Origin of the sequence: Enterobacter cloacae complex sp. 2022EL-00788 (assembly GCF_026627565.1) — a bacterium.
Classification (GTDB): domain Bacteria; phylum Pseudomonadota; class Gammaproteobacteria; order Enterobacterales; family Enterobacteriaceae; genus Enterobacter; species Enterobacter pasteurii.
Map to the genome: position 1 here is coordinate 279343 of NZ_JAPNMC010000005.1, position 21088 is coordinate 300430.

A 21088-nucleotide genomic window follows, 5' to 3' on the forward strand; every position below is an offset into this window, starting at 1 on the left:
ATTCAGGATCAACATAACAATGAAACGTTCTCATCTTTGGGTATTAAATCCGTGCCTGCTTGCCATGCTTTCTACCTCTGCGTGGGCGGAAGAACAAAAGGAAGAAGATATTGTGGTTTCCGCCAGCCGCGCGCACCGCAGCGTGGCGGAGATGGCGCAGACGACCTGGGTCATTGAGCGTGCGGAAATTGAGCAGCAGGTTCAGGGCGGGAAAGAGATTAAAGACGTGCTGGCGCAGCTGATCCCCGGCATGGACGTCAGCAGCCAGGGGCGTACCAACTACGGCATGAACCTGCGCGGTCGCTCCATGATGGTGATGGTAGACGGCGTACGCCTGAACTCCTCCCGCAGCGACAGCCGCCAGCTTGACTCTATCGATCCGTTCAACATTGACCGCATCGAGGTTATCTCCGGCGCCACCTCGCTCTACGGCGGCGGCAGCACCGGCGGCCTGGTGAATATCGTCACCAAAAAAGGCCAGCCTGAGACCGAAGTGGAGTTCCAGACCGGGGCAAAAAGCGGATTTAACAGCCATAACGATCACGATGAGAACGTCTCCGCCGCGGTGAGCGGCGGTAACGACAACGCCTCTGGCCGTCTGTCGGTCTCCTATCAGCGCTACGGCGGCTGGTACGACGGCAACGGCGACGAGGTGATTATTGATAACACCCAGACCGGCTTGCAGTATTCCGACCGTATTGACGTGATGGGTACCGGCACCATCAACATTGACGACCATCAGCAGCTCCAGCTAACCACGCAGTACTACAAAAGCGAATCCGACGGGAAGCACGGCCTTTTCCTCGGGGAGAATTTCGCTGCGGTAACGGGCGATGCCAAAGCCTACAACAAAAACAACCTGGACTCTGACCGGATCCCGGGCACAGAGCGTCACCTGATTAACCTGCAATACTCGAACACCGACTTCTGGGGCCAGGATCTGGTCGCGCAGATTTACTATCGCGATGAGAGCCTGACCTACTACCCGTTCCCGACGCTGAGCAAAGGCACGGTGACGAGCATTGGCGCGTCCCAGCAAAAAACCGATTTTTACGGCGGCAAGCTGACGCTGAACAGCAAGCCGGTGGACGACCTGACCCTCACCTGGGGCGTGGATGCCGATCACGAAACCTTCGACGCCAACCAGCAGTTCTTTGACCTGAGCAAAGCGTCCGCAAGCGGCGGCATGAAGCTGGACAACGCCTATAACGTGGGCCGTTATCCGGGTTACAGCATTACCAACCTGGCCCCGTTCCTCCAGGCCAGCTATGACATTGACGCCATCACCCTGAGCGGCGGCGTGCGTTACCAGTACACCGAAAATAAGGTGGACGATTTTGTCGGTTACGCCCAGCAGCAGGCTATCGCCACGGGCAAAGCGACCTCGGCAGACGCGGTGCCGGGCGGGAAAACCGATTACAACAACTTCCTGTTCAACGCGGGGATCCTGGGACGCCTGACCGAACGTCAGCAGCTGTGGTTTAACTTCTCCCAGGGCTTTGAAATCCCGGACCTGGCGAAGTACTACGGATCCGGTACCTATCAGCTGGTCGACGGTCACTATCGTCTGCAAAACAGCGTGAACGTGAACGACTCCACGCTGGACGGTATTAAGGTCAACGCTTATGAACTGGGCTGGCGCTTCACCGGCGATAACCTGCGTACGCAGGTGGCGGCCTACTACTCGCTCTCGGATAAGACCATTACCATCAACAAGAGCGACATGACCATTAACCTGGAAGACGACAAACGCCGTATTTACGGGGTTGAAGGCCAGGTGGATTATTTCTTCACCGACAGCGACTGGAGCACCGGGGCGAACTTTAACGCCATTAAGTCCGAGACGCGCGAAAACGGGAAATGGGAGAAGCTGACGGTAGACAGCGCCAGCCCGTCGAAGGCCAGCGCATGGGTTAACTGGGCGCCGGGCGACTGGGCGCTGCGCGTGCAGAGCACGCAAACCTTTGACGTGTCCGATGCCGACGGCAAGAAGATCGATGGCTATAACACCATTGATTTCCTGGGCAGCTACGCCCTGCCGGTGGGTAAAGTCAGCTTCAGCGTGGAAAACCTGCTGGACAAAGACTACACCACCGCCTGGGGCCAGCGCGCACCGGGGCTGTATAGCCCAACCTACGGCGCACCGGGCCTTTATACCTATAAAGGCCGTGGACGTACCTTTGGTCTGAACTACTCCGTCCTGTTCTGATCCTTCGCGCCGCCTGCGGGCGGCGCAGCCTGCTGTGCAATTTGAAAGCAAATTTGCTATAAAATCATCGGTTTGCTGAAATTCTCGGCAAACGAACAAAAACGCCGTTTTCCCCTTTGACAAGGCGCACGCAGGTCGATAATATTCGCCTCGTTCAAACGATTCCTCTGTAGTTCAGTCGGTAGAACGGCGGACTGTTAATCCGTATGTCACTGGTTCGAGTCCAGTCAGAGGAGCCAAATTTGAAAAGCCTGCTTTTAAAGCAGGCTTTTTGCTTTTCTGAACTACAGCAAAAAATCGTAATGCGAGCCATCCGGCAGTTCAACATCCAGCCGTAACTTTCCTCCGGCAGCCTCAACGTAGCGTTTCAGAGAAGAGAGCTTAATATCGCGTCCTGGCTTTTCCATGACGGCGACGGTAGGCTGTTTAATTCCCAACGCCTTAGCCATATCTACCTGCGTTTTTTGCACTTTTTCACGTAGCTCAGCCAGATGGATATTGAGCAAAATATCCGTTGCCATTGCCTGTGCGCTGGCAACAACCTCGGGTTTCTCATCTGCAATTAGCTGCTCCAGGGTTCTGCCCATCGCGTTACTTCCTCTCTTCTAGTGTGTTTAGCCAGCGAGCGTATTCCCGATCCGCAACGAGGAGCATCTCATCGTAAAATCGCCTTTCATTACCGACCTTATTGCCTGCACAAAGCACAATACCCGTACGGTTCGGGTCGAAAGCGAAAAACGCCCGCAGCGGATCGCCCTTATTCTGGATACGCAGCTCTTTCATATTGCTGTGCCGCGAGCCTTTAAGCGTATCGGCATACGGCCTGCACAGACCGGGCCCCTTCTCCCGTAAAACGAGTAGCGCGGCGAGTACGCTGGCCCTCTCGCTGTCGTTTAATGAGGTGAACCAGTCGTCAAACCTGTCCGTCGTTTTAATAGCCCACACGGGACCTCCTTGTGCAATATAGATCAAACACTATATAGATGCAAAACTATAGTGCCGATTATGCAGACAGATTGGCTGGCATGCAGGTTAAGGATGCAAAATATGGAAGCCGTCTTCAGAAATAAAGGAGAACAGGGTAAAGGAGGAATAACATGCCCGGAAAGCTCGGCGCCACCGGGCAAACGCGTAGTTAAATCTGATAATCAATCGCCACTTCTTCCGGCTCCATCACCTGACGTTTGATCTCGTCTACCGAGAGACCGGCGTTGCACAACTCAATAAATCGCCACACGTAGTTGCGCTGGAGCTGCCCGCGCTTCAGTCCCAGCCAGACGGTATTCGCGTCGAACAGATGGCGCGTGTCCAGACGCACCAGGTTCCCGGCTTCACGCTCGCCGCCGGACTGTTCCGCCACCAGGCCAATCCCCAGCCCTAACTCGACGTAGGTTTTGATCACGTCGGAATCCTGCGCGCTCAGCACCACGTCAGGCGTGAGCCCTTTACGCTTGAACGCCTCATCAATGCGCGAGCGGCCGGTTATGCCCTGCCGGTAGGTGATGAGCGGCCATTTGCCGATCTCTTCCAGCGTCAGCGGCGAAACCTGGTTCAGCGGGTGATCGTCAGGCAACAGCAGGCTGTGATGCCAGCGGAACCACGGGAAAGCCACCAGCAGCGGGTCGTTGCTCAGCCGTTCACTGGCAATGCCGATATCGGCCCCACCGTTATGCAGCAGCACTTCGATTTCCTGCGGCGTGCCCTGGATCAGCTCGAGACGGACGTCCGGGAAGATCTCACGAAAGGCTTTGATCACCGTCGGGAGGCTGTAGCGCGCCTGCGTATGGGTGGTGGCGATGGTCAGCACGCCGGAGGCATCGCTGGTAAAGAGATCCGCCAGCCGGCGCACGTTGCTGGCCTCGTTGAGTATGCGCTCGGCGATGGTCAGCAGCGCCTTGCCGGGCTCCGTCATGCCGAGCAGGCGCTTGCCGCGGCGGATGAAGATCTCAATGCCTAACTCCTCTTCCAGCTCGCGGATGTGTCGGCTGACGCCCGACTGGGAGGTGTAAAGCATGTTGGCGACTTCAGTCAGGTTGTAATCCCGCCTGGCCGCCTCACGAATAATTTTAAGCTGCTGGAAATTCACGATTCACTCCGGCGCATCTGACATAACGCTATTGTTAGAGTCAGCCGGGCTGTAAAACAAATAATAAAAACCAGCATCTTATGCTTATCTGGAATATCAGCTGACGAGCTGCAGCTCGCGATTTTCCAGCGATGGCTTGCTGACCAGAGACATCAGGATCTCTTTCACCGCCTGCGCCTGCGGAGAAAGCGAACCGCGCGCGGACATGTTCAGGGACAGCGGCAGGCTCATGGACGGCGTGGTGATGCGGGCCATCCAGCCGTTCGCCGCGCTGCACAGCGAACGTGCGGCGGACTCGGGCAGTACCGTCACGCCCATCCCGCTGGCAATGGCGGCAGTCAGCGTGGAGATGGAATCAATCTCACCGATAATTTTCGCCGTGAGGCGGCGCAGCGAGAACGCTTCATCGACGCGCACGCGCACCGCGCTGTAGTCACGCGGCAGGAACAGGTTCATCTCCGCCACGGCCGTTAAATCAATGCTCTGCCCCGGGCAGTCACGGGTACCGACCAGATAGAGGTCTTCCTTCAGCAGCGGCTGGCTGGTGATCCCGGCAACCGGTGAGCGATCGTAGAGTACCGCCATGTCCAGCTGGCCGCTGAGCAGCTTGTCATTCAGGACGGCACCGCTGTTCTCATGCAGGTAAACCAGCACTTCCGGCAGCTCTGCGCGCACCGCCTGAAGCAGCGGCATGGTGACGGACGATGCGGCCGTACCCGGTGCCAGCCCGATGGAGACATGCCCGCTCAGGGTCTGACCAACGTTGTGAACGGCCAGCTGCGCCTGTTCACACTGGCGCAGGATGGTGCGGGCGTGGGTATATAAAATTTTACCTGCTTCGGTAGGCGTTACGCCGCGCTTGGTGCGGATCAACAGCTGCTGGTTCATTTCGCCTTCCAGAGTCGCGACCTGCTGGCTCAGCGCAGGCTGCGCGATGTGCAGCACTTCAGCTGCCTGCGTCAGGCTGCCGATATCGACGATTTTTACGAAGTATTTCAGTCGTCTTAAGTTCATGTTGCCCCCTGTTCGAAAATACCGTGCCGCTAACGGCTGTGTTGTTGAACAGGTTTTGCAATATGAATGCCAGTTTTTGCAGATGGTCCGATATCGTCGCTAAGCGGCTGAAAATAAGGAAAGCCAATCGCTGAAGCCCTTTTTCAGGCGCAGGCAACGGTTTCCGATCTGCCCCATTCGGGGTATATCTGCACAAAAATGGTGCATTACGTTGGCAAAATCGTCACTTTGCTGTTTTTGTCAGCAAACGATCGAAAGACGGCGATCCATCCTTTGACAAGGCGTACGAGGGTCGATAATATGCGCCCCGTTCACACGATTCCTCTGTAGTTCAGTCGGTAGAACGGCGGACTGTTAATCCGTATGTCACTGGTTCGAGTCCAGTCAGAGGAGCCAAATTTGAAAAGCCTGCTTTTAAAGCAGGCTTTTTGCTTTTCTGCATTTGCGCTGTCGCAGCCGCCCGTCGAACTATCCTCACATGCCGATCTTCACCGGCATCCCCGACCGCCGCTCCAGTTCGGCCTGCGCGCCATCGCTAACGAGCTGCGCCCGCAGCGCGGCGGTTATGGGCAGCGGAACCTTATTCGTGGACTCAAATTCGGCGCGATTGCGCGAAAGCGGCTCGTGCACTTCTACCCAGCGGCTGCCGTCCGGCTCCGTGGTGACCTTTACGGGCATATCGATAAGCTGCACCCGCGTGCCCACCGGGACGTTATCAAACAGGTACTTGATGTCGTCATTGCGCAGGCGAATGCATCCCTGGCTGACGCGCAGCCCGATGCCGAAATTCGAGTTGGTGCCGTGAATGGCATACAGCCTGCCAATATAGATGGCATACAGCCCCATCGGGTTATCCGGCCCAGCGGGTACGAACGCGGGCAGGGTCTTGCCCTCTTTCGCGTAAGCGCGACGCGTGTTGGGCGTAGGTGACCAGGTTGGGCCTTCCTGCTTACGCTCCACGGCGGTTACCCAGTTACGCGGCGTTTCGCGTCCGGCCTGGCCGATGCCGACAGGCAGCACCTCCACCGTATTGCCGTCGGGTGGATAATAGTAAAGGCGCATTTCCGCCACGTTCACCACGATCCCCTCACGCACCGTTGGCGGCAGAATCAGCTGCTGCGGCACCACCAGCCGCGTTCCGGCTCGGGGCAGAAACGGATCGACCCCGGGGTTAGCTTCCAGCATATTGCTCAGCCCCTGCCCGTGCTGCGCCGCGAAGGCTTCGAGAGGCAGGGTATTGCCCTCGGGCACGGTAACGGTGACGGGTGCCCCCACCAGCCGGCTTCCTTCTGGGGGGAGCGGATAGGTTACGGCAAACGCCGCGGGCGCCAGGGAACAAAGCGTAAAAACGAACGTGGCAAATCGAATCATAATGTTCTGTGCTCGGTTAAAAGAGAAAGCCTGCCGGTGGGCAGGCTTATCATACTTGCATAGCTATGCTTTTGGCGTGCGCCACTTCCGGGTGAGGACTTTTTCCGCTTCGACAATCATGAACATCGCAAACCCAATCAGGAAGGTAATGATCCAGTAGCGGAACGGCAGCGCTTCGGTACCGAACAGCATCTGCATAAACGGTGCATAGACGATCAGAAGCTGAAGCATCAGCAGCACGCCGCTGACAATCCATATTCCCTTATTGGCCAGCAGACCTTTGCTCAGAGAGAAACCGTCGGTGACGCGGCAGTTGAGCATGTAGAACCACTGGGCCGTCACCAGCATTTGCAGCAGCACGGTGCGGATGAATTCCGGCGAGTAACCCCGCGGCTGCAGCCAGGCCTCCAGCACAAAGGCGCTAATGGCAATCATCAGGCCGACAAACGCCACCCGCCAGATGGCGAAACCGTCCATGACGTGCAGATTCGACTTCCGCGGCGGCCGGTGCATGATGTCCTTCTCGCCTGCTTCAAACGCCAGGCCAAACGACAGCGTTGCCGACGTCGCCATGTTCATCCAGAGGATCAGCACGGGCGTTAACGGGATCAGGTTCCCCGCCAGCAGGGCAATAATGATCAGCAACGCCTGGGCGATGTTGCTTGGGATCACAAACAGAATGGTCTTCTTCAGGTTGTCGTAGACCCGCCGCCCCTCGTGCACCGCACTGGCGATGGTGGCGAAGTTATCATCCGTTAGCACCATGTCGGCGGCTTCTTTGGTGACCTCGGTACCTTTGATGCCCATTGCGATGCCGACATCCGCCCGCTTCAGCGCCGGAGCATCGTTCACGCCGTCCCCGGTCATCCCCACCACTTCCTGCTTACTTTGCAGCGCCTGCACCAGGCGGAATTTATCTTCCGGGCTGGTGCGCGCAAAAATATCGTATTTCTGCGCCGCCTCGCTCAGCTGCTGGTCGTCCATTGCCTCCAGCTCGCGTCCCGTGATGGCGCTCGCGGCGTTACCGATGCCCAGCATCTGGCCAATACTCATTGCCGTTTGCGGATGATCGCCGGTAATCATCTTCACGCGAATCCCCGCCTGCAGGCAGTCGGCAATGGCCGTAATGGCCTCCGGACGCGGCGGATCCATCATGCCGGCGATACCGAGCAGAATAACGCCCTCCTGCAAATCCGCATGCTCCAGCTCGCGCTGGCCGCTGGCGGCAGGTTTCCAGGCCGCCGCCACCATGCGCAGCCCTTCACGGGCATACGCTTCAATTTTCTCTTCCCAGTAGGGCTGATTGAAGGGCTCCAGTCCACCGTTCGTCTGCTGCTGCTGGCAAAGGCGGAAAAGCACGTCCGGCGCGCCGGTAATCAGTATTACCTCTTCGTCGCCAAGACGGTACAGGGTGGACATGTACTTGTACTGCGAATCAAAGGGGATTTTACCGCGCAGCTCAGAATCGACGGCAGGCAGCGGGATTTTCGCCGCCAGCACCTTCAGCGCACCCTCGGTCGGGCCGCCCGTGATTTTCCACAGCCCCTGCTCATCTTTGATCAGCTGGCTATCATTACAGAGATCGACGGTGCGCAGATAGCGCTCCAGCACCGAGCCCCGGGCCACGCTCGCTGGCGTCGGGTCGTCAACAGGGTGAATATTCCCCACCGGCTCGTAGCTGTCCCCCTCCACGCGATAGGTGGTGTCCGCGGTGATGACCGCTTTTACCGTCATTTCGTTCATCGTCAGGGTGCCGGTTTTGTCCGAGCAGATGACCGTCATCGCCCCCAGCGTTTCCACGGTGGGCAGCTTGCGAATAATCGCCTTGCGCCGCGCCATCGCCTGAACGCCCAGCGAGAGGATAATCGAGATAATGGCCGGTAATCCTTCCGGCACCGCCGCCACCGCCAGGCTTATCAACGACAGCACCAGCTCTGAAACGGGCATATCCCTGAAGATGAGGCTGAAAACAAACAGCGCCACCATCATCACCAGAATGGTGATGAAAATGGTCTTGCCGAGCCTGTCCATTTGCACCATCAGCGGGGTACGGTGCTTTTCGATGTCCGACATCATCTGGTTGATGTGGCCGAGCTCGGTCTCGCCGCCGGTCGCTACCACCAGCCCTTTCCCCCCGCCGGAGCTGACCGTGGTGCCGGAATAAAGCAGGTTGTAACGGTCGCCTAACGGCAGTTCGCCGCTGAGCGCATCGCTGTTTTTCTCCACGACGGTGGATTCGCCGGTGAGGATAGCCTCTTCCACCCGCAGGTTGTGGGCCTCTATCACGCGAAGGTCGGCGGGAATGCGGTCCCCGGCGCGTATCACCACAACGTCTCCCGGCACCAGCGCCGTAGTGGGGATGGTTTCATGGCTGCCCTGCCTGATGACCACCGCCTCGCTGGAGAGCATATTGCGAATGCTTTGCAGCGATTTCTCCGCGTTGCTCTCCTGAATATGGCCGATCAGGGCGTTAATGACGGCGACCCCGAGAATGACAAACATATCCACCCAGTGTCCCATTATCAGCTTCAGCAGCGCCGCCGCCAGCAGAACATAAATAAGGACATCGTTAAAATGGGCTAAAAAGCGCAGCCAGCCGGGTTTACCCGCTTTTTGCGGCAACGCGTTTTCACCGTATTGTTCCAGCCTGGCGGTGGCTTCCGTACGGCTAAGTCCGTCGGGGCTGGATTGTATATTTGTCAGTGTTTCTTCAACGGTCTGTTGATAATACGGACGGTGAGGTTTTTCTGCTTTCATCGTTCCTTCCTCGGGTTCTTTTCAGAAATCACCTTGCTTCACGCCATTAACGAATAACGAAAACAGGAACATGCGCGTAACGAACGATACTCGCCGCCTCAGATCCTAATAAGTGGGTTTGAATATTAGGATTGCGCGACCCCACAATTATCGCTCCGGCGTTAAGTTCATCCGCCAGCTTTATTACCTCATCACGAATATTTCCGCTGCGAACGTGGAGATGGACGTGGGCCTCCGGCAGGTTGACTTTTTTTACCAGCGCGGCAAGCTTTTCTTTAGCGTTATTAATCATATATTCATCCATCTTTCTTGCGTCTGCAATAAAGCCGCGCGTCAGTTCAGCGGAAAACTTTGGCATAACGTGCAGCAGGTGGATTTCACCCGACGCGCTTTGCGCCAGGAACTGAGCGTGCTGAAGCGCTTTGTCAGAGAGGGTTGTCTCATAGACGTCCACCGGAACCAGAATATTTTTATACATACCGAGCATCCTTTTTATGACCAACACGACGGTGTGTGAACCAGGAGAGATCGCATAACGCGCAGGGGTATACGCGTGAATGACGTTTAGAGAAAAAAGGGATGAATGCTATTAAACGTAGCACAGGAATATCAGGATGTTATTCAAAGCGAACCAGCTTTTGTTACTAACGTTCAGCCCGAAGGCGACACGCCGCTAATAATGGTTATTTAACATTTATTTATTCAACGACTATGCTCATAGTCAGGCACGCAACGCGCTCACTGATATTTATCCCGCGCCACCTTCCACCTCATGGAGGAATGCATGTACGGTTTAAGCCTGATTCGACTTGGTTTGTTTATCGCGCTTGCCATTATCGCCAGCACGGCAATCGGCTTATTTACCTATGCGGTCGTCTCGGCCCTGGCAGAATAGCGCCGCCTCAGCATTGATGACGAAATAAAATAATTATTTTCAGGGGAATACCGTGAAACGTTACGTCTCTTTTCTGCCCGTCGCGTTACTGCTGCTGACGGCGTGCGACTCCAGACCCGATCCCGCCGCTCCCCTGCCCAAAATGGTAAAAGTCGCGGAGGTGGCTGAAGCCGGCAGCGCGCAGCAGCGGGTTTTCCCCGCCCGCATCGAATCCGGCGACGCCACGGATCTGGCCTTCAAGCGTCCCGGGCAGATTGAGGCGCTCGATATTCGCCAGGGCGCCGTCATCAGGCAAGGGCAACCGCTCGCCAGGCTCAACGCCCGCGAGGCGCAGCAGCGTCTGAACGACAGGCAAACGGCGGCGACGCTGGCCCAGCGGCAGTTCGACCGCTTCCAGACGCTGGCGGGACGCCAGGCCATTTCGAAGGCCGAGATGGACGTTCAGCGCGCGCAGCGCGACTCCGCAAACGCCGCGCTACAGATTGCCCGCGAAGAATTAAGCCAGATGACGCTCGTCGCCCCCTTTAGCGGGACGGCGGCCAGCGTGCACGTGCGAAACCATCAGGTCGTTTCAGCAGGCCAGCCCGTCGTCACGCTGACCCGCACGGACACGCTGGACGTGGTGTTCAGCATTCCTGAGAATCTGTTCAGAACCTTCGATATCCGCAATATGCAGTATCGCCCGGTCGTGAGGATTAACGCCCTGCCCGACCGCGAATTTACCGCTGTCTACAAAGAGCACTCGGGCAGCAGCGACAGCAATACCCTGACCTGGCAGGTAATTTTAACCATGCCCCGGCCGGACGATTTTCCCGCCGTGGGGGGCGTCAGCGGGACGGTCACCGTCAATCTAACCAACCTTCCCGCGGGGGTGGGCACTCAGGCGCTGGTGGTGCCGGTTGAGGCGGTCTTTAACCCCGATAACAGCCCGCGCAATGAGCCGCACGTCTGGGTGGTCAAGGGTGAGGGCGATGCGTTGCACCTGGAAGATCGCAAGGTCAGCGTGGGCCAGGTCAGCACCGAGGGAGTGGTGATCACGCGCGGACTTCATGCCGGCGAGCGCGTGGTGGCCGCGGGCGTGGGGGAATTGCATGCCAACCAGCCGGTTCGCATCTGGACGCGTGAACGGGGACTGTAATGGATATCACTCGTCAGTTTATCAACAACCCGGTTCGCGTCTGGCTGACCATTCTGCTGCTGGGCGTTGGCGGCGTGTTTGCCCTGCTGAATATCGGCAGGCTGGAAGATCCCGCATTTACCATCAAAACGGCGGTTGTGGTCACCCATTATCCGGGCGCGTCGGCGCAGCAGGTTGAGGAAGAGGTCACCCTGCCGCTGGAAAACGCGCTTCAGCAGCTACCGTACCTGGATAACGTCAGCTCCATCTCCTCCAGCGGCCTGTCGCAAATCACCGTGAATATCGCGTCGCGCTACCATTCAAACGATCTGCCGCAGATCTGGGATGAACTGCGCCGCCGCGTGGGGGATGCCGCGCGCCAGTTTCCGCCGGGCGTGGTGACCCCGTTTGTGAATGACGATTTTGGCGACGTGTTCGGCTTTTTCTTTGCCATTTCCGGAGATGAATTTAGCAATCCTGAACTGGTGCGCTATGCCGAGCAGCTGCGCCGGGAGCTGGTCCTGGTGCCGGGCGTCGGTAAGGTCGCCATCGGCGGGGCCATCAGCCAGCAGATCAACGTGGATATTTCTCTGAGCAAAATGGCCGCGCGCGGAATCACGCTAAACCAGCTCTCCGCGCTGCTGGGCAGGCTGAACGTGGTCTCCAGCGCGGGGGACATTCCCGCCGGAACCGAGTCGATCCGCCTGCATCCTACCGGTGAGTTCGAGAATATTGACGAGCTTGCCGATCTCATCATCTCCCCGTCCGGCACCGGGGCGACTACCCGCCTGCGAGATATCGCCACCCTGTCGCGCGGGCTGAATGCCTCACCGCCCGGCATCTACCATGCCAACGGCAGAAAGGCCGTCACCATGGGCGTCTCCTTTATCCCCGGCGTGAATGTGATCGACGTGGGGCATGCGCTGGAGGTGAAGCTTCAGCAGATGTCCGCTGAAAAACCGGCGGGGATCCATATCGACCTGTTTTACGATCAGGCCGCGGAAGTGGGCCATTCCGTGAACGGGTTTATCGTTAATTTCCTGATGGCGCTGGCAATCGTCGTCGGCGTGCTGCTGATTTTTATGGGCCTGCGCAGCGGGATTATCATCGCCTTCTCCCTCGCGCTCAACGTGCTGGGTACGCTGCTTTTCATGTATCTCTGGGGAATTGAACTGCAGCGCATTTCCCTGGGGGCGCTGATCATCGCCCTCAGTATGCTGGTGGACAACGCCATCGTGATTGTCGAAGGGGTACTTATTGCCCGGCAGCAGGGTTCGCCCCTGTCCGGGGCCATTAATCACATCACCCGCCGCTCTGCCCTGCCGCTGCTGGGCGCGACGGTGATCGCTATTCTGGCCTTTGCGCCCGTCGGGCTGTCGCAGGACTCCACCGGCGAGTACTGTAAATCGCTGTTTCAGGTGCTGCTGATTTCGCTCATGCTGAGCTGGTTCTCAGCGCTCACCATTACCCCGGTGCTGATTAAGTGGTGGCTGTTTAAGCATGACGCTGCGCCGCCGAAGGCCGACGAAACGGATCCTTACGACAAACGCATCTATCGGCTCTATCAGGGCTTGCTGAGCGCGCTACTGCGGCGTAAGGCACCGACGCTGATCGTCATGGCCGCCCTGCTGGCCGCTGCGGTCTGGGGCTTTGGTTCGGTCCGCCAGAACTTCTTTCCCTCCTCCAGTACGCCGATTTTCTTTGTCGACCTCTGGCTTCCTTACGGAACCGACATCAAATGGACCGAGAAGATGACCGGTGATATCGAGAAAACCATTAACGGCCAGCCCGGGGTGGAGACCACGGTCTCGACGATTGGTCAGGGAAGTATGCGTTTTATTCTGACCTACAGCGGGCAGCGCCAGTACAGCAACTACGCGCAAATCATGGTGCGGATGGACGAGCGGCGTACTATTCCGGCGCTGGCACGCTACGTGGATGAGTACATTGCCCGCCACTACCCGCAGGTTAACGCCAGCACGAAGCGGGTAATGTTTGGCCCCTCCGGCGACAGCGCCATTGAGGTACGCATTAAAGGGCCCGATCCCGACAGGCTGCGCCTGATAGCCAGCCAGGTGGATGATATCCTCGCGCACGATCCGGCCACCGACAGCGTCAGGAACGACTGGCAAAACCGCAGCAAGGTGATCCGTCCCCAGTACGTTGCCGCGCTCGGCCGCGAGCTTGGCGTGGATAAGCAGGACGTCGATAACGCCCTGGAGATGAATTTCTCCGGCAGCCGGGCGGGACTGTACCGGGAAGGGAGCGACCTGTTACCCGTGGTGGTGCGCCCCCCGGAAAGCGAGCGGCTGGACGCCAATCACCTGAACAACGTGCTGGTCTGGAGCCAGACCCGGCAGCAGTATATTCCGCTGAGTAACGTCGTCAGCAGCTTCTCGCTGGAGTGGGAAGATCCGCTGATCCTGCGTCGCGACCGCTCGCGGGTGCTGACCGTGCAGACCGACCCCGACCCGCTGAGCCAGCAGACCTCCGGCGATATTCTCGCCCGCGTGAAGCCGCACGTAGATGCGCTTCCCCTGCCCCACGGCTACAGCATCGAGTGGGGCGGGGATGCAGAAAACTCCAGCGAAGCGCAGCAGGGCCTGTTCACCACGCTGCCGCTGGGGTATCTGGTGATGTTTGCCATCACGGTTCTGATGTTCAGTTCGCTGAAAAACGCCGTTGCCATCTGGCTGACCGTACCGCTGGCGCTGATCGGCGTCACGCCGGGATTTTTACTGACCGGGATCCCCTTTGGCTTTATGGCGCTGATAGGCCTGCTGAGCCTGAGCGGGATGCTGATCCGCAACGGCATTGTGCTGGTGGAAGAGATCGAGCAGCAAAAAGCGCATAAGGATCAGCACGACGCGATCGTCTACGCCGCCACCTCGCGCCTGCGCCCTATCCTGCTGACCGCCTTTACCACCGTGCTTGGCCTCGCTCCCCTGCTGCTGGATGTGTTCTTCCAGAGCATGGCCGTTGTGATTATGTTTGGACTTGGTTTTGCTACAATCCTTACGCTTTTGGTACTCCCGGTAATTTATGCGTGTTTTCATCGTAAGGACAAAGCTGAACAACAATGAATGCGACAGGGCTGAACATCATCAAGACGCTGGGCTGTATGACGGCGGTAACCTTTTTCACCATCTACAACACCTGGGATCGTTATGATTATGACTACCACTGGATCCTGGGCTTTTTAACGTTTATTTCGACCATCGCCACGCCGCTGTTTTTTGTGGTTGCAGGTTATCTGGACGGGCAATCCCGTCACGGCACAAGCTGGCAGCTTAATAAGATCAAAAGCCTGGTTATCGTCTTTCTGTTCTGGATAACCATCTACTACCTGTGGGAGCCCTATCAGCGCGGCTATCTGATCCAGCCCTGGTTCGTGTTCGCGTTTGTCATGATTTACACGTTTCATCCGGCGGTGGAGTGGCTCAGCCAGCGGCGCAGGCTGTTTTGCGGGGTGATTGCCGGCCTGCTGCTTTTCTCGTACGGGTACGATTTGCTGTCAGCGCTCTATCCTGAGGCCCATGTTCTTTCGCTGTCGCCCCAGTACCGGCTGTGGACGTGGCTGCTGTTTTATCTGACGGGGCAGCTTTTTTGCGATCCGCAAATCGCAGCGTGGATCGGCCGCAAAAGCGTGGTCAGGGCAGCGGTAATTGCCATTCCGTTTATCTATCTCTTCACGTGGTTTTACGAGCGGCACTTCTTTTTCGCGCTGTTTAAAGCCGACAGAAACGCCTTTATTCTCACCGGATCGCAAATCTACATTCTGATCATCGCGCTGGTGATTGCGGCAAATGGCGTACGCTTTCGCCGCAATGCGGAGTTTAAGGAGTCCGTGCTGGCCGCCATCAGCAAAACGATGACCGGGGTATATATTATGCACTACTCGGTGTTTCACCTGCTGACGGCCCTTATTCCGGTGACCTCGCTGAGCATCAAGCTTGCCCTGATCGTGCTCACCTTTATAACGTCGGTCCTGTTTTCTCTGCTGATCCTCTCCAACGCGGTGGCTAAAAAAGTGATCACCCTTTAAAAGCCCAGCCGCAGCCAGGCAAACAGCACGTTGCCGTTGTTGTAGGTTCCGGGAATATAGGTGAACTGAACGGTAGCGCGCTTGTACCCGGCGGAGAACAGGGGAAAGATAAACGGAAGCGGTACATAGTTAGCAAAGTCGTCGCGGGCCGTGATGCCCGCCGCGGCGCCCAGCCCCAGGCGAAAATCTTTCGCGTTATCGAGATACCACCCTTTTTCCCAGCCGTAGCCCATCGCGGGCTGCCACTCGTTGTGGGAATCTTTAAACATCATGGCAAAGAGCGCGCTCCAGTTGCCCTCATCGCTGTAGCGAGATATGCCCAGCCCCCCGCCCCACGGCATTTCGTTGTAATTGTCCGTTTTTTCTTTATCGTACATAAAGCGAGCGTGCCAGCTCAGAAACGGCAGATAGAGATCGTAACGATCCGGCTGCTCCCAGGTCTGAGAAATATCCTCCGTCAGCGCGTCCCACCAGCGGTGAATGCGCTGCTCGCCATAGACTTTAGGCTCCGCATGCAGCGGCGAAACCACTAAAAACAGAACGACCCAGAGTGCAGGAAAGAGGCGTTGCATGGTTATTCCCTCAGCTTACGTCACGTTGCGATCGTTATTACTGTAAACCATCCAGACCTAACCGGAGCCAAACAGGTTGATTTATGTTGGGGCGGGGTAAGATGAAATATATTTATTTAGCGCTTTCAGGAAAGATAAAAACGTTTTCTCAGGCCGCCCGTCGCGGTAGTCTCATACGTTCCGTCACTACGACGGCCGCAGTGTGAGTGACCTTTTCTTATACCAATAATTAAAAATCAGTACGGACAGGACAACTATGGACTCAACCCTCATCTCCGCTCGCCCTGACGAGGAGACACCTTCGCTTAACCGCGCCCGCCGCGCCGCTTTAGGGAGCTTCGCAGGCGCCGTCGTCGACTGGTATGACTTTCTGCTCTACGGCATCACCGCCGCGCTGGTGTTCAACCGTGAATTCTTTCCCCAGATCGGCCCCGCCATGGGCACGCTGGCCGCCTTTGCCACCTTCGGCGTCGGCTTCCTGTTTCGCCCTCTCGGCGGGGTGATCTTCGGCCACTTCGGCGACCGCCTGGGCCGCAAGCGCATGCTGATGCTCACCGTGTGGATGATGGGCATTGCCACCGCGCTAATTGGCATTTTGCCGTCCTTTGACTCCATCGGCTGGTGGGCACCGGTGCTGCTGGTGACGCTGCGCGCCATTCAGGGCTTTGCCGTAGGCGGCGAATGGGGCGGCGCGGCGTTGCTCTCCGTGGAAAGTGCGCCAAAAAACAGGAAAGCCTTTTACAGCAGCGGCGTACAGGTGGGGTATGGCGTGGGCCTGCTGCTCTCCACCGGGCTGGTGTCGCTGATAAGCCAGCTCACCACCGACGAGCAGTTCCTGAGCTGGGGCTGGCGCATACCGTTTATCTTCAGCATTGTGCTGGTCGTGGTGGCCCTCTGGATCCGCAACGGCATGGAGGAGTCGGCCGAATTTGAACAGCAGCAGCGGGAAAAGCCGGTGGCGAAAAAACGGCTGCCGGTGATGGAAGCGCTGGTGCAGCATCCTGGCGCTTTTCTGAAAATTATCGCCCTGCGCCTGTGTGAACTGTTGACCATGTATATCGTCACCGCTTTTGCCCTGAACTATTCGACGCAAAACCTCGGCCTGCCGCGGGAGCTGTTCCTGAACATTGGCCTGGTGGTCGGCGGAATAAGCTGCCTGACCATCCCCTGCTTCGCCTGGCTCGCCGACCGGTTTGGCCGTCGGCGCGTTTACATCACCGGGGCATTAATCGGCACCCTGAGCGCGTGGCCGTTCTTTATGGCGCTGGAGGCGCAGTCGGTCTTCTGGATCGTCTTCTTCGCCATCATGCTGGCCAATGTCGCCCACGACATGGTGGTATGCGTGCAGCAACCGATGTTTACCGAGCTGTTCGGCGCAAGCTACCGATACAGCGGCGCGGGCGTGGGATACCAGGTCGCAAGCGTGGTCGGCGGCGGGTTTACGCCGTTTATCGCCGCCGCGCTGGTGACCTTCTCCGGCGGCGACTGGCACAGCGTGGCAATTTACCTGCTGGCGGGCTGCCTGCTATCCGCCGCGACCGCCCTGTTTATGAAGGAAACCGCGCGCGGCTGATCTCCTCACTTTTGTTTCACAGGCGTGTGACATACTATCGGGTAACGCCGCACACCTGTGGAACAAGGAGACAGACATGAATAATAAGGGCTCCAGCCTGACCCCGGCTCAGGCGCTGGAAAAACTCGACGCGCTGTATGAACAGTCCGTCAACGCGCTGCGTAACGCCATCGGCGACTATATCGAAACCGGGAAACTTCCCGATGAAAAGGCCAGAACCCAGGGCCTTTTTGTTTATCCATCGCTCTCTGTCACCTGGGACGGCAGCGCCAGCAGTAATCCGAAAACCCGCGCCTATGCCCGCTTCACCCACTCGGGCTGTTACAGCACGACCATCACCCGTCCAGGGCTGTTTCGGCCCTATCTGGAAGAGCAGCTCACGCTACTGTACCAGGACTACGGCGCGCATATCAGCGTCGAACCGTCCCTGCACGAGATCCCCTACCCCTACGTGATAGACGGCTCGGCGCTGACGCTGGACCGCTCCATGAGCGCGGGGCTGACGCGCCACTTCCCGACGACCGAGCTGTCGCAGATTGGCGATGAAACGGCTGACGGCATCTACCACCCGGCTGAGTTTTCACCGCTGTCGCACTTTGATGCCCGCCGGGTGGACTTCTCGCTGGCGCGCCTGCGCCATTACACCGGCACGCCGGCCGAACACTTCCAGCCGTTCGTGCTGTTTACCAACTACACGCGCTATGTGGACGAATTTGTCCGCTGGGGCTGCAGCCAGATCCTCGACCCGGACAGCCCTTACATCGCCCTCTCCTGCGCGGGCGGGATCTGGATCACCGCCGAAACCGAAGCGCCGGAGGAGGCCATCTCCGACCTGGCGTGGAAAAAGCACCAGATGCCTGCCTGGCACCTGATCACCGCCGACGGCCAGGGCATTACGCTGATTAACATCGGCGTTGGCCCGTCTAACGCGAAAACCATCTGCGACCACCTGGCGGTGCTGCGCCCGGACGTCTGGCTGATGATCGGCCACTGCGGCGGCCTGCGCGAAAGCCAGCTGATTGGCGATTACGTCCTGGCCCACGCCTACCTGCGCGACGACCACGTTCTCGACGCGGTTCTGCCGCCGGACATTCCAATCCCAAGCATCGCCGAAGTGCAGCGCGCCCTGTACGACGCCACGAAAGAGGTGAGCGGTATGCCGGGTGAAGAGGTGAAGCAGCGCCTGCGTACCGGTACGGTCGTCACCACGGATGACCGCAACTGGGAGCTGCGTTATTCCGCCTCCGCGCTGCGCTTCAACCTCAGCCGCGCGGTGGCCATCGACATGGAAAGCGCCACGATTGCAGCGCAGGGCTACCGCTTCCGCGTGCCTTACGGCACGCTGCTGTGCGTGTCCGATAAGCCGCTTCACGGGGAGATCAAGCTGCCGGGTCAGGCGAACCGTTTTTACGAGGGGGCTATTTCTGAACATTTGCAAATCGGTATTCGCGCCATCGATTTGCTGCGCGCGGAAGGCGACAGGCTGCATTCCCGCAAGCTGCGCACCTTCAACGAGCCGCCGTTCCGCTGATAGCAGGGCTTCGCCTTCCCGCCGCTGGGGTAAGGCGAAGCTGCTTCCCGACAGGTTTACAGAACGCAGAAAAGCAAAAAGCCTGCTTTAAAAGCAGGCTTCTTAAATTTGGCTCCTCTGACTGGACTCGAACCAGTGACATACGGATTAACAGTCCGCCGTTCTACCGACTGAACTACAGAGGAATCGTGTGAACGGGGCGCATATTATCGATGCGCCCTGAGGATGTCAAAGGGTGAATGCAGATTTTCAATCGTTTGCCGATTTATTCTCCACTTCGCGCATTTGTCAGGCATTTGCGGTTTCCGAAACCGCCTGTTCCGTTTTTTTGCGCGGGTATTTCCACAGCCAGCGTCCGCTCACCATACGCCAGTAGAACAGCGCGCCGCGCACGGCCCAGTCAAGGAACATCCCCAGCCAGACGCCGACCACGCCCATGCCCAGCATCACCCCCAGCGTGTAGCCCGCCACGACGCGACAGCCCCACATGCCGAGCATGGACACCCACATGGCGAAGCGGGCGTCGCGCGCCCCTTTCAGCCCGGCAGGCAGCACCCAGGAGGCCGCCCAAATCGGCATAAACGCCGCGTTGAGCCAAATCAGCACCTTCACCACCTCTTTTACGTCATTTTCATGCGTGTAGAACGAGGCCATCAGCCCTGCAAACGGCGCGGTTCCCCACGCGATTGCCGTCAGCCCAATGGTTGAAAGCCAGAAGACGTGGCGAAGCTGCCGTTCCGCCTGCCCTATCTGCCCTTTTCCGAGGCGCCTGCCGGTGATAATCGTCGACGCTGACCCCAGCGCGTTACCGGGCAGGTTAATGAGCGAGGCGATGGAGAAGGCAATAAAGTTACCGGCGATTACGTCCGTCCCCATCCCGGCAACAAACATTTGCGTTAACAGCTTCCCGCCGTTGAACAGCACGGATTCAATACTGGCCGGAATACCAATCCCCATCACTTCCCAGATAATGGCGAAGTTAAGCGGACGGAAATAGCTTTTCAGCGTCAGGCGCAGCGATGGCGCGATCCCCGCCATCAGAACGCCGATAATGGCCGCCGCACCGATATAGCGGGAAATGGTCAGCCCTAGCCCCGCGCCGACAAAACCCAGCCCATCCCAGGAGAAGACGCCGTAGATCAAGATAGTGCTGATGATGATGTTCAGGATGTTCATCCCGCCGTTTATCAGCAGCGGAATTTTTGTATTGCCGGCCCCGCGCAGCGCGCCGCTGCCAATCAGCGCGATGGCGGCCGCCGGATAGCTCAGCACCGTCATTTCCAGATAGGTGAGCGCCAGCGCCTTCACTTCACCGGTCGCTTCACCCGCCACCACGTCAATGATCTCTTTGCCGTAGTAATGGATAACCGCCGCGAGAACGATCGAAAAGAGCGTCATGATCATCAGCGACTGTCTGGCTGCTTCCCGGGCGCGTTTCGGATCGAGCTTGCCGAGGCTGAACGCCACCACCACCGTCGTCCCGAGATCGATAGCGGCGAAGAACGACATCACAACCATGTTGAAGCTGTCCGCCAGCCCTACCCCGGCCATCGCTTCTTTGCCAAGCCAGCTCACCAGGAAGGTGCTCAGCACCCCCATTAACAGGACGCAGGTATTCTCCAGAAAGATGGGCACAGCAAGGGGGGTGATTTCACGCCAGAACAGAACTCGATAGCTTTTACGTTTGGCATACCAGGGCGTGCGCATTATCGCCTGGCGTATGGGGGCGGTGACGTTCAAAATGGACCTTAGCGAGAAAGTTGAAACTCCATTTCAAATGATGGGGCAGAAATGCGTATCCTGCAAAGTATTTTCCATAAAATTATGTCTGGATTAGCAACAAAACGACGACAGAATCATCAATCAGTCACTTTTACCTAAGATCAGGTTTGACAAAAGTTTTTTCGCCGCTAAGATA

General features: G+C 57.8%; 14 protein-coding genes, 3 tRNA genes and 1 pseudogene. 8 read left to right on the forward strand and 10 right to left on the reverse strand.

All coding sequences use genetic code 11. The annotated features are described in order from the left end of the window. Window positions 1-19: 19 nt before the first annotated feature. Window positions 20-2209, forward strand: a complete 2190-nt coding sequence (locus OWK27_RS10260) for a TonB-dependent siderophore receptor (RefSeq protein ID WP_267590339.1) — start codon at window positions 20-22, stop codon at window positions 2207-2209. Window positions 2210-2372: 163 nt separating this feature from the next. Beyond that, a tRNA-Asn gene (locus OWK27_RS10265) sits at window positions 2373-2448 on the forward strand. Between the two features lie 45 nt (window positions 2449-2493). On the opposite strand, the gene OWK27_RS10270 is transcribed toward OWK27_RS10265, so the two are convergent. The 4 genes from OWK27_RS10270 to nac all read right to left on the reverse strand — a co-directional run bounded on the left by OWK27_RS10270 (window position 2494) and on the right by nac (window position 5309). Further along, window positions 2494-2796, reverse strand: coding sequence for a helix-turn-helix domain-containing protein (locus tag OWK27_RS10270; protein ID WP_193355825.1), 303 nt, complete (start codon window positions 2794-2796; stop codon window positions 2494-2496). Between the two features lie 4 nt (window positions 2797-2800). Next, window positions 2801-3154, reverse strand: a complete 354-nt coding sequence (locus OWK27_RS10275; RefSeq protein ID WP_267590340.1) for a type II toxin-antitoxin system RelE/ParE family toxin — start codon at window positions 3152-3154, stop codon at window positions 2801-2803. A gap of 190 nt (window positions 3155-3344) precedes the next feature. Next, on the reverse strand, window positions 3345-4295 hold the full coding sequence (gene cbl, locus OWK27_RS10280; protein WP_148418188.1) for an HTH-type transcriptional regulator Cbl: 951 nt from the start codon (window positions 4293-4295) through the stop codon (window positions 3345-3347). 96 nt (window positions 4296-4391) lie between these two features. Next, a complete protein-coding gene (gene nac, locus OWK27_RS10285) occupies window positions 4392-5309 on the reverse strand; it encodes a nitrogen assimilation transcriptional regulator NAC (protein ID WP_148418189.1) in 918 nt (305 codons plus the stop codon). Between the two features lie 320 nt (window positions 5310-5629). Here nac and OWK27_RS10290 point away from each other — a divergent pair. Continuing rightward, window positions 5630-5705 (forward strand) — tRNA-Asn (locus tag OWK27_RS10290). 78 nt (window positions 5706-5783) lie between these two features. Here OWK27_RS10290 and ldtA read toward each other — a convergent pair. The 3 genes from ldtA to OWK27_RS10305 all read right to left on the reverse strand — a co-directional run bounded on the left by ldtA (window position 5784) and on the right by OWK27_RS10305 (window position 9915). Next, complete coding sequence (ldtA, locus tag OWK27_RS10295; RefSeq protein ID WP_267590341.1) at window positions 5784-6680, reverse strand: L,D-transpeptidase; 897 nt, start codon at window positions 6678-6680, stop codon at window positions 5784-5786. A gap of 63 nt (window positions 6681-6743) precedes the next feature. Next, a complete protein-coding gene (locus tag OWK27_RS10300; RefSeq protein ID WP_267590342.1) occupies window positions 6744-9437 on the reverse strand; it encodes a cation-transporting P-type ATPase in 2694 nt (897 codons plus the stop codon). A 46-nt stretch (window positions 9438-9483) separates the two neighbouring features. Then, on the reverse strand, window positions 9484-9915 hold the full coding sequence (locus tag OWK27_RS10305; protein WP_148418192.1) for a universal stress protein: 432 nt from the start codon (window positions 9913-9915) through the stop codon (window positions 9484-9486). A gap of 469 nt (window positions 9916-10384) precedes the next feature. On the opposite strand from OWK27_RS10305, the gene OWK27_RS10310 reads away from it, so the two are divergent. Genes OWK27_RS10310 through OWK27_RS10320 form a run of 3 tightly spaced genes read left to right on the forward strand, consistent with a single transcriptional unit; the run spans window position 10385 to window position 15494 of the window. Continuing rightward, a complete protein-coding gene (locus OWK27_RS10310) occupies window positions 10385-11470 on the forward strand; it encodes an efflux RND transporter periplasmic adaptor subunit (protein WP_176609966.1) in 1086 nt (361 codons plus the stop codon). Further along, window positions 11470-14532, forward strand: a complete 3063-nt coding sequence (locus tag OWK27_RS10315; protein WP_267590343.1) for an efflux RND transporter permease subunit — start codon at window positions 11470-11472, stop codon at window positions 14530-14532. Before OWK27_RS10310 ends, OWK27_RS10315 begins: the two co-directional genes overlap by 1 nt. Further along, the gene (locus OWK27_RS10320; RefSeq protein ID WP_267590344.1) at window positions 14529-15494 is read left to right on the forward strand and encodes an acyltransferase; all 966 of its coding nucleotides are present in this window, start codon (window positions 14529-14531) and stop codon (window positions 15492-15494) included. Before OWK27_RS10315 ends, OWK27_RS10320 begins: the two co-directional genes overlap by 4 nt. Here the strand turns inward: OWK27_RS10320 and pagP are convergent. Beyond that, window positions 15491-16066: a lipid IV(A) palmitoyltransferase PagP gene (gene pagP, locus OWK27_RS10325; RefSeq protein ID WP_148418195.1), complete on the reverse strand. Its 576-nt coding sequence runs from the start codon at window positions 16064-16066 to the stop codon at window positions 15491-15493. The genes OWK27_RS10320 and pagP overlap by 4 nt on opposite strands. A gap of 256 nt (window positions 16067-16322) precedes the next feature. On the opposite strand from pagP, the gene shiA reads away from it, so the two are divergent. Next, window positions 16323-17639 (forward strand): shikimate transporter, encoded by a 1317-nt coding sequence (gene shiA, locus OWK27_RS10330; protein ID WP_252004025.1) that lies wholly within the window; start codon window positions 16323-16325, stop codon window positions 17637-17639. A gap of 76 nt (window positions 17640-17715) precedes the next feature. Next, window positions 17716-19170, forward strand: coding sequence for an AMP nucleosidase (locus tag OWK27_RS10335; RefSeq protein ID WP_148418197.1), 1455 nt, complete (start codon window positions 17716-17718; stop codon window positions 19168-19170). A 109-nt stretch (window positions 19171-19279) separates the two neighbouring features. Here the strand turns inward: OWK27_RS10335 and OWK27_RS10340 are convergent. Both OWK27_RS10340 and emmdR read right to left on the reverse strand, forming a co-directional pair. After that, window positions 19280-19355 (reverse strand) — tRNA-Asn (locus OWK27_RS10340). Between the two features lie 103 nt (window positions 19356-19458). Next, window positions 19459-20942 (reverse strand): annotated as a pseudogene (gene emmdR, locus OWK27_RS10345) (multidrug efflux MATE transporter EmmdR). Window positions 20943-21088: the final 146 nt, after the last annotated feature.

Bases quoted from the DNA above. Each gene is read 5' to 3' on its own strand.
- OWK27_RS10300 (WP_267590342.1), bottom strand. From the start codon at position 9,437: ATGAAAGCAGAAAAACCTCACCGTCCGTATTATCAACAGACCGTTGAA.
- ldtA (WP_267590341.1), bottom strand. From the start codon at position 6,680: ATGATTCGATTTGCCACGTTCGTTTTTACGCTTTGTTCCCTGGCGCCC.
- OWK27_RS10305 (WP_148418192.1), bottom strand. From the start codon at position 9,915: ATGTATAAAAATATTCTGGTTCCGGTGGACGTCTATGAGACAACCCTC.
- shiA (WP_252004025.1), top strand. From the start codon at position 16,323: ATGGACTCAACCCTCATCTCCGCTCGCCCTGACGAGGAGACACCTTCG.
- OWK27_RS10270 (WP_193355825.1), bottom strand. From the start codon at position 2,796: ATGGGCAGAACCCTGGAGCAGCTAATTGCAGATGAGAAACCCGAGGTT.
- OWK27_RS10260 (WP_267590339.1), top strand. From the start codon at position 20: ATGAAACGTTCTCATCTTTGGGTATTAAATCCGTGCCTGCTTGCCATG.
- OWK27_RS10335 (WP_148418197.1), top strand. From the start codon at position 17,716: ATGAATAATAAGGGCTCCAGCCTGACCCCGGCTCAGGCGCTGGAAAAA.
- OWK27_RS10320 (WP_267590344.1), top strand. From the start codon at position 14,529: ATGAATGCGACAGGGCTGAACATCATCAAGACGCTGGGCTGTATGACG.
- nac (WP_148418189.1), bottom strand. From the start codon at position 5,309: ATGAACTTAAGACGACTGAAATACTTCGTAAAAATCGTCGATATCGGC.
- OWK27_RS10315 (WP_267590343.1), top strand. From the start codon at position 11,470: ATGGATATCACTCGTCAGTTTATCAACAACCCGGTTCGCGTCTGGCTG.
- pagP (WP_148418195.1), bottom strand. From the start codon at position 16,066: ATGCAACGCCTCTTTCCTGCACTCTGGGTCGTTCTGTTTTTAGTGGTT.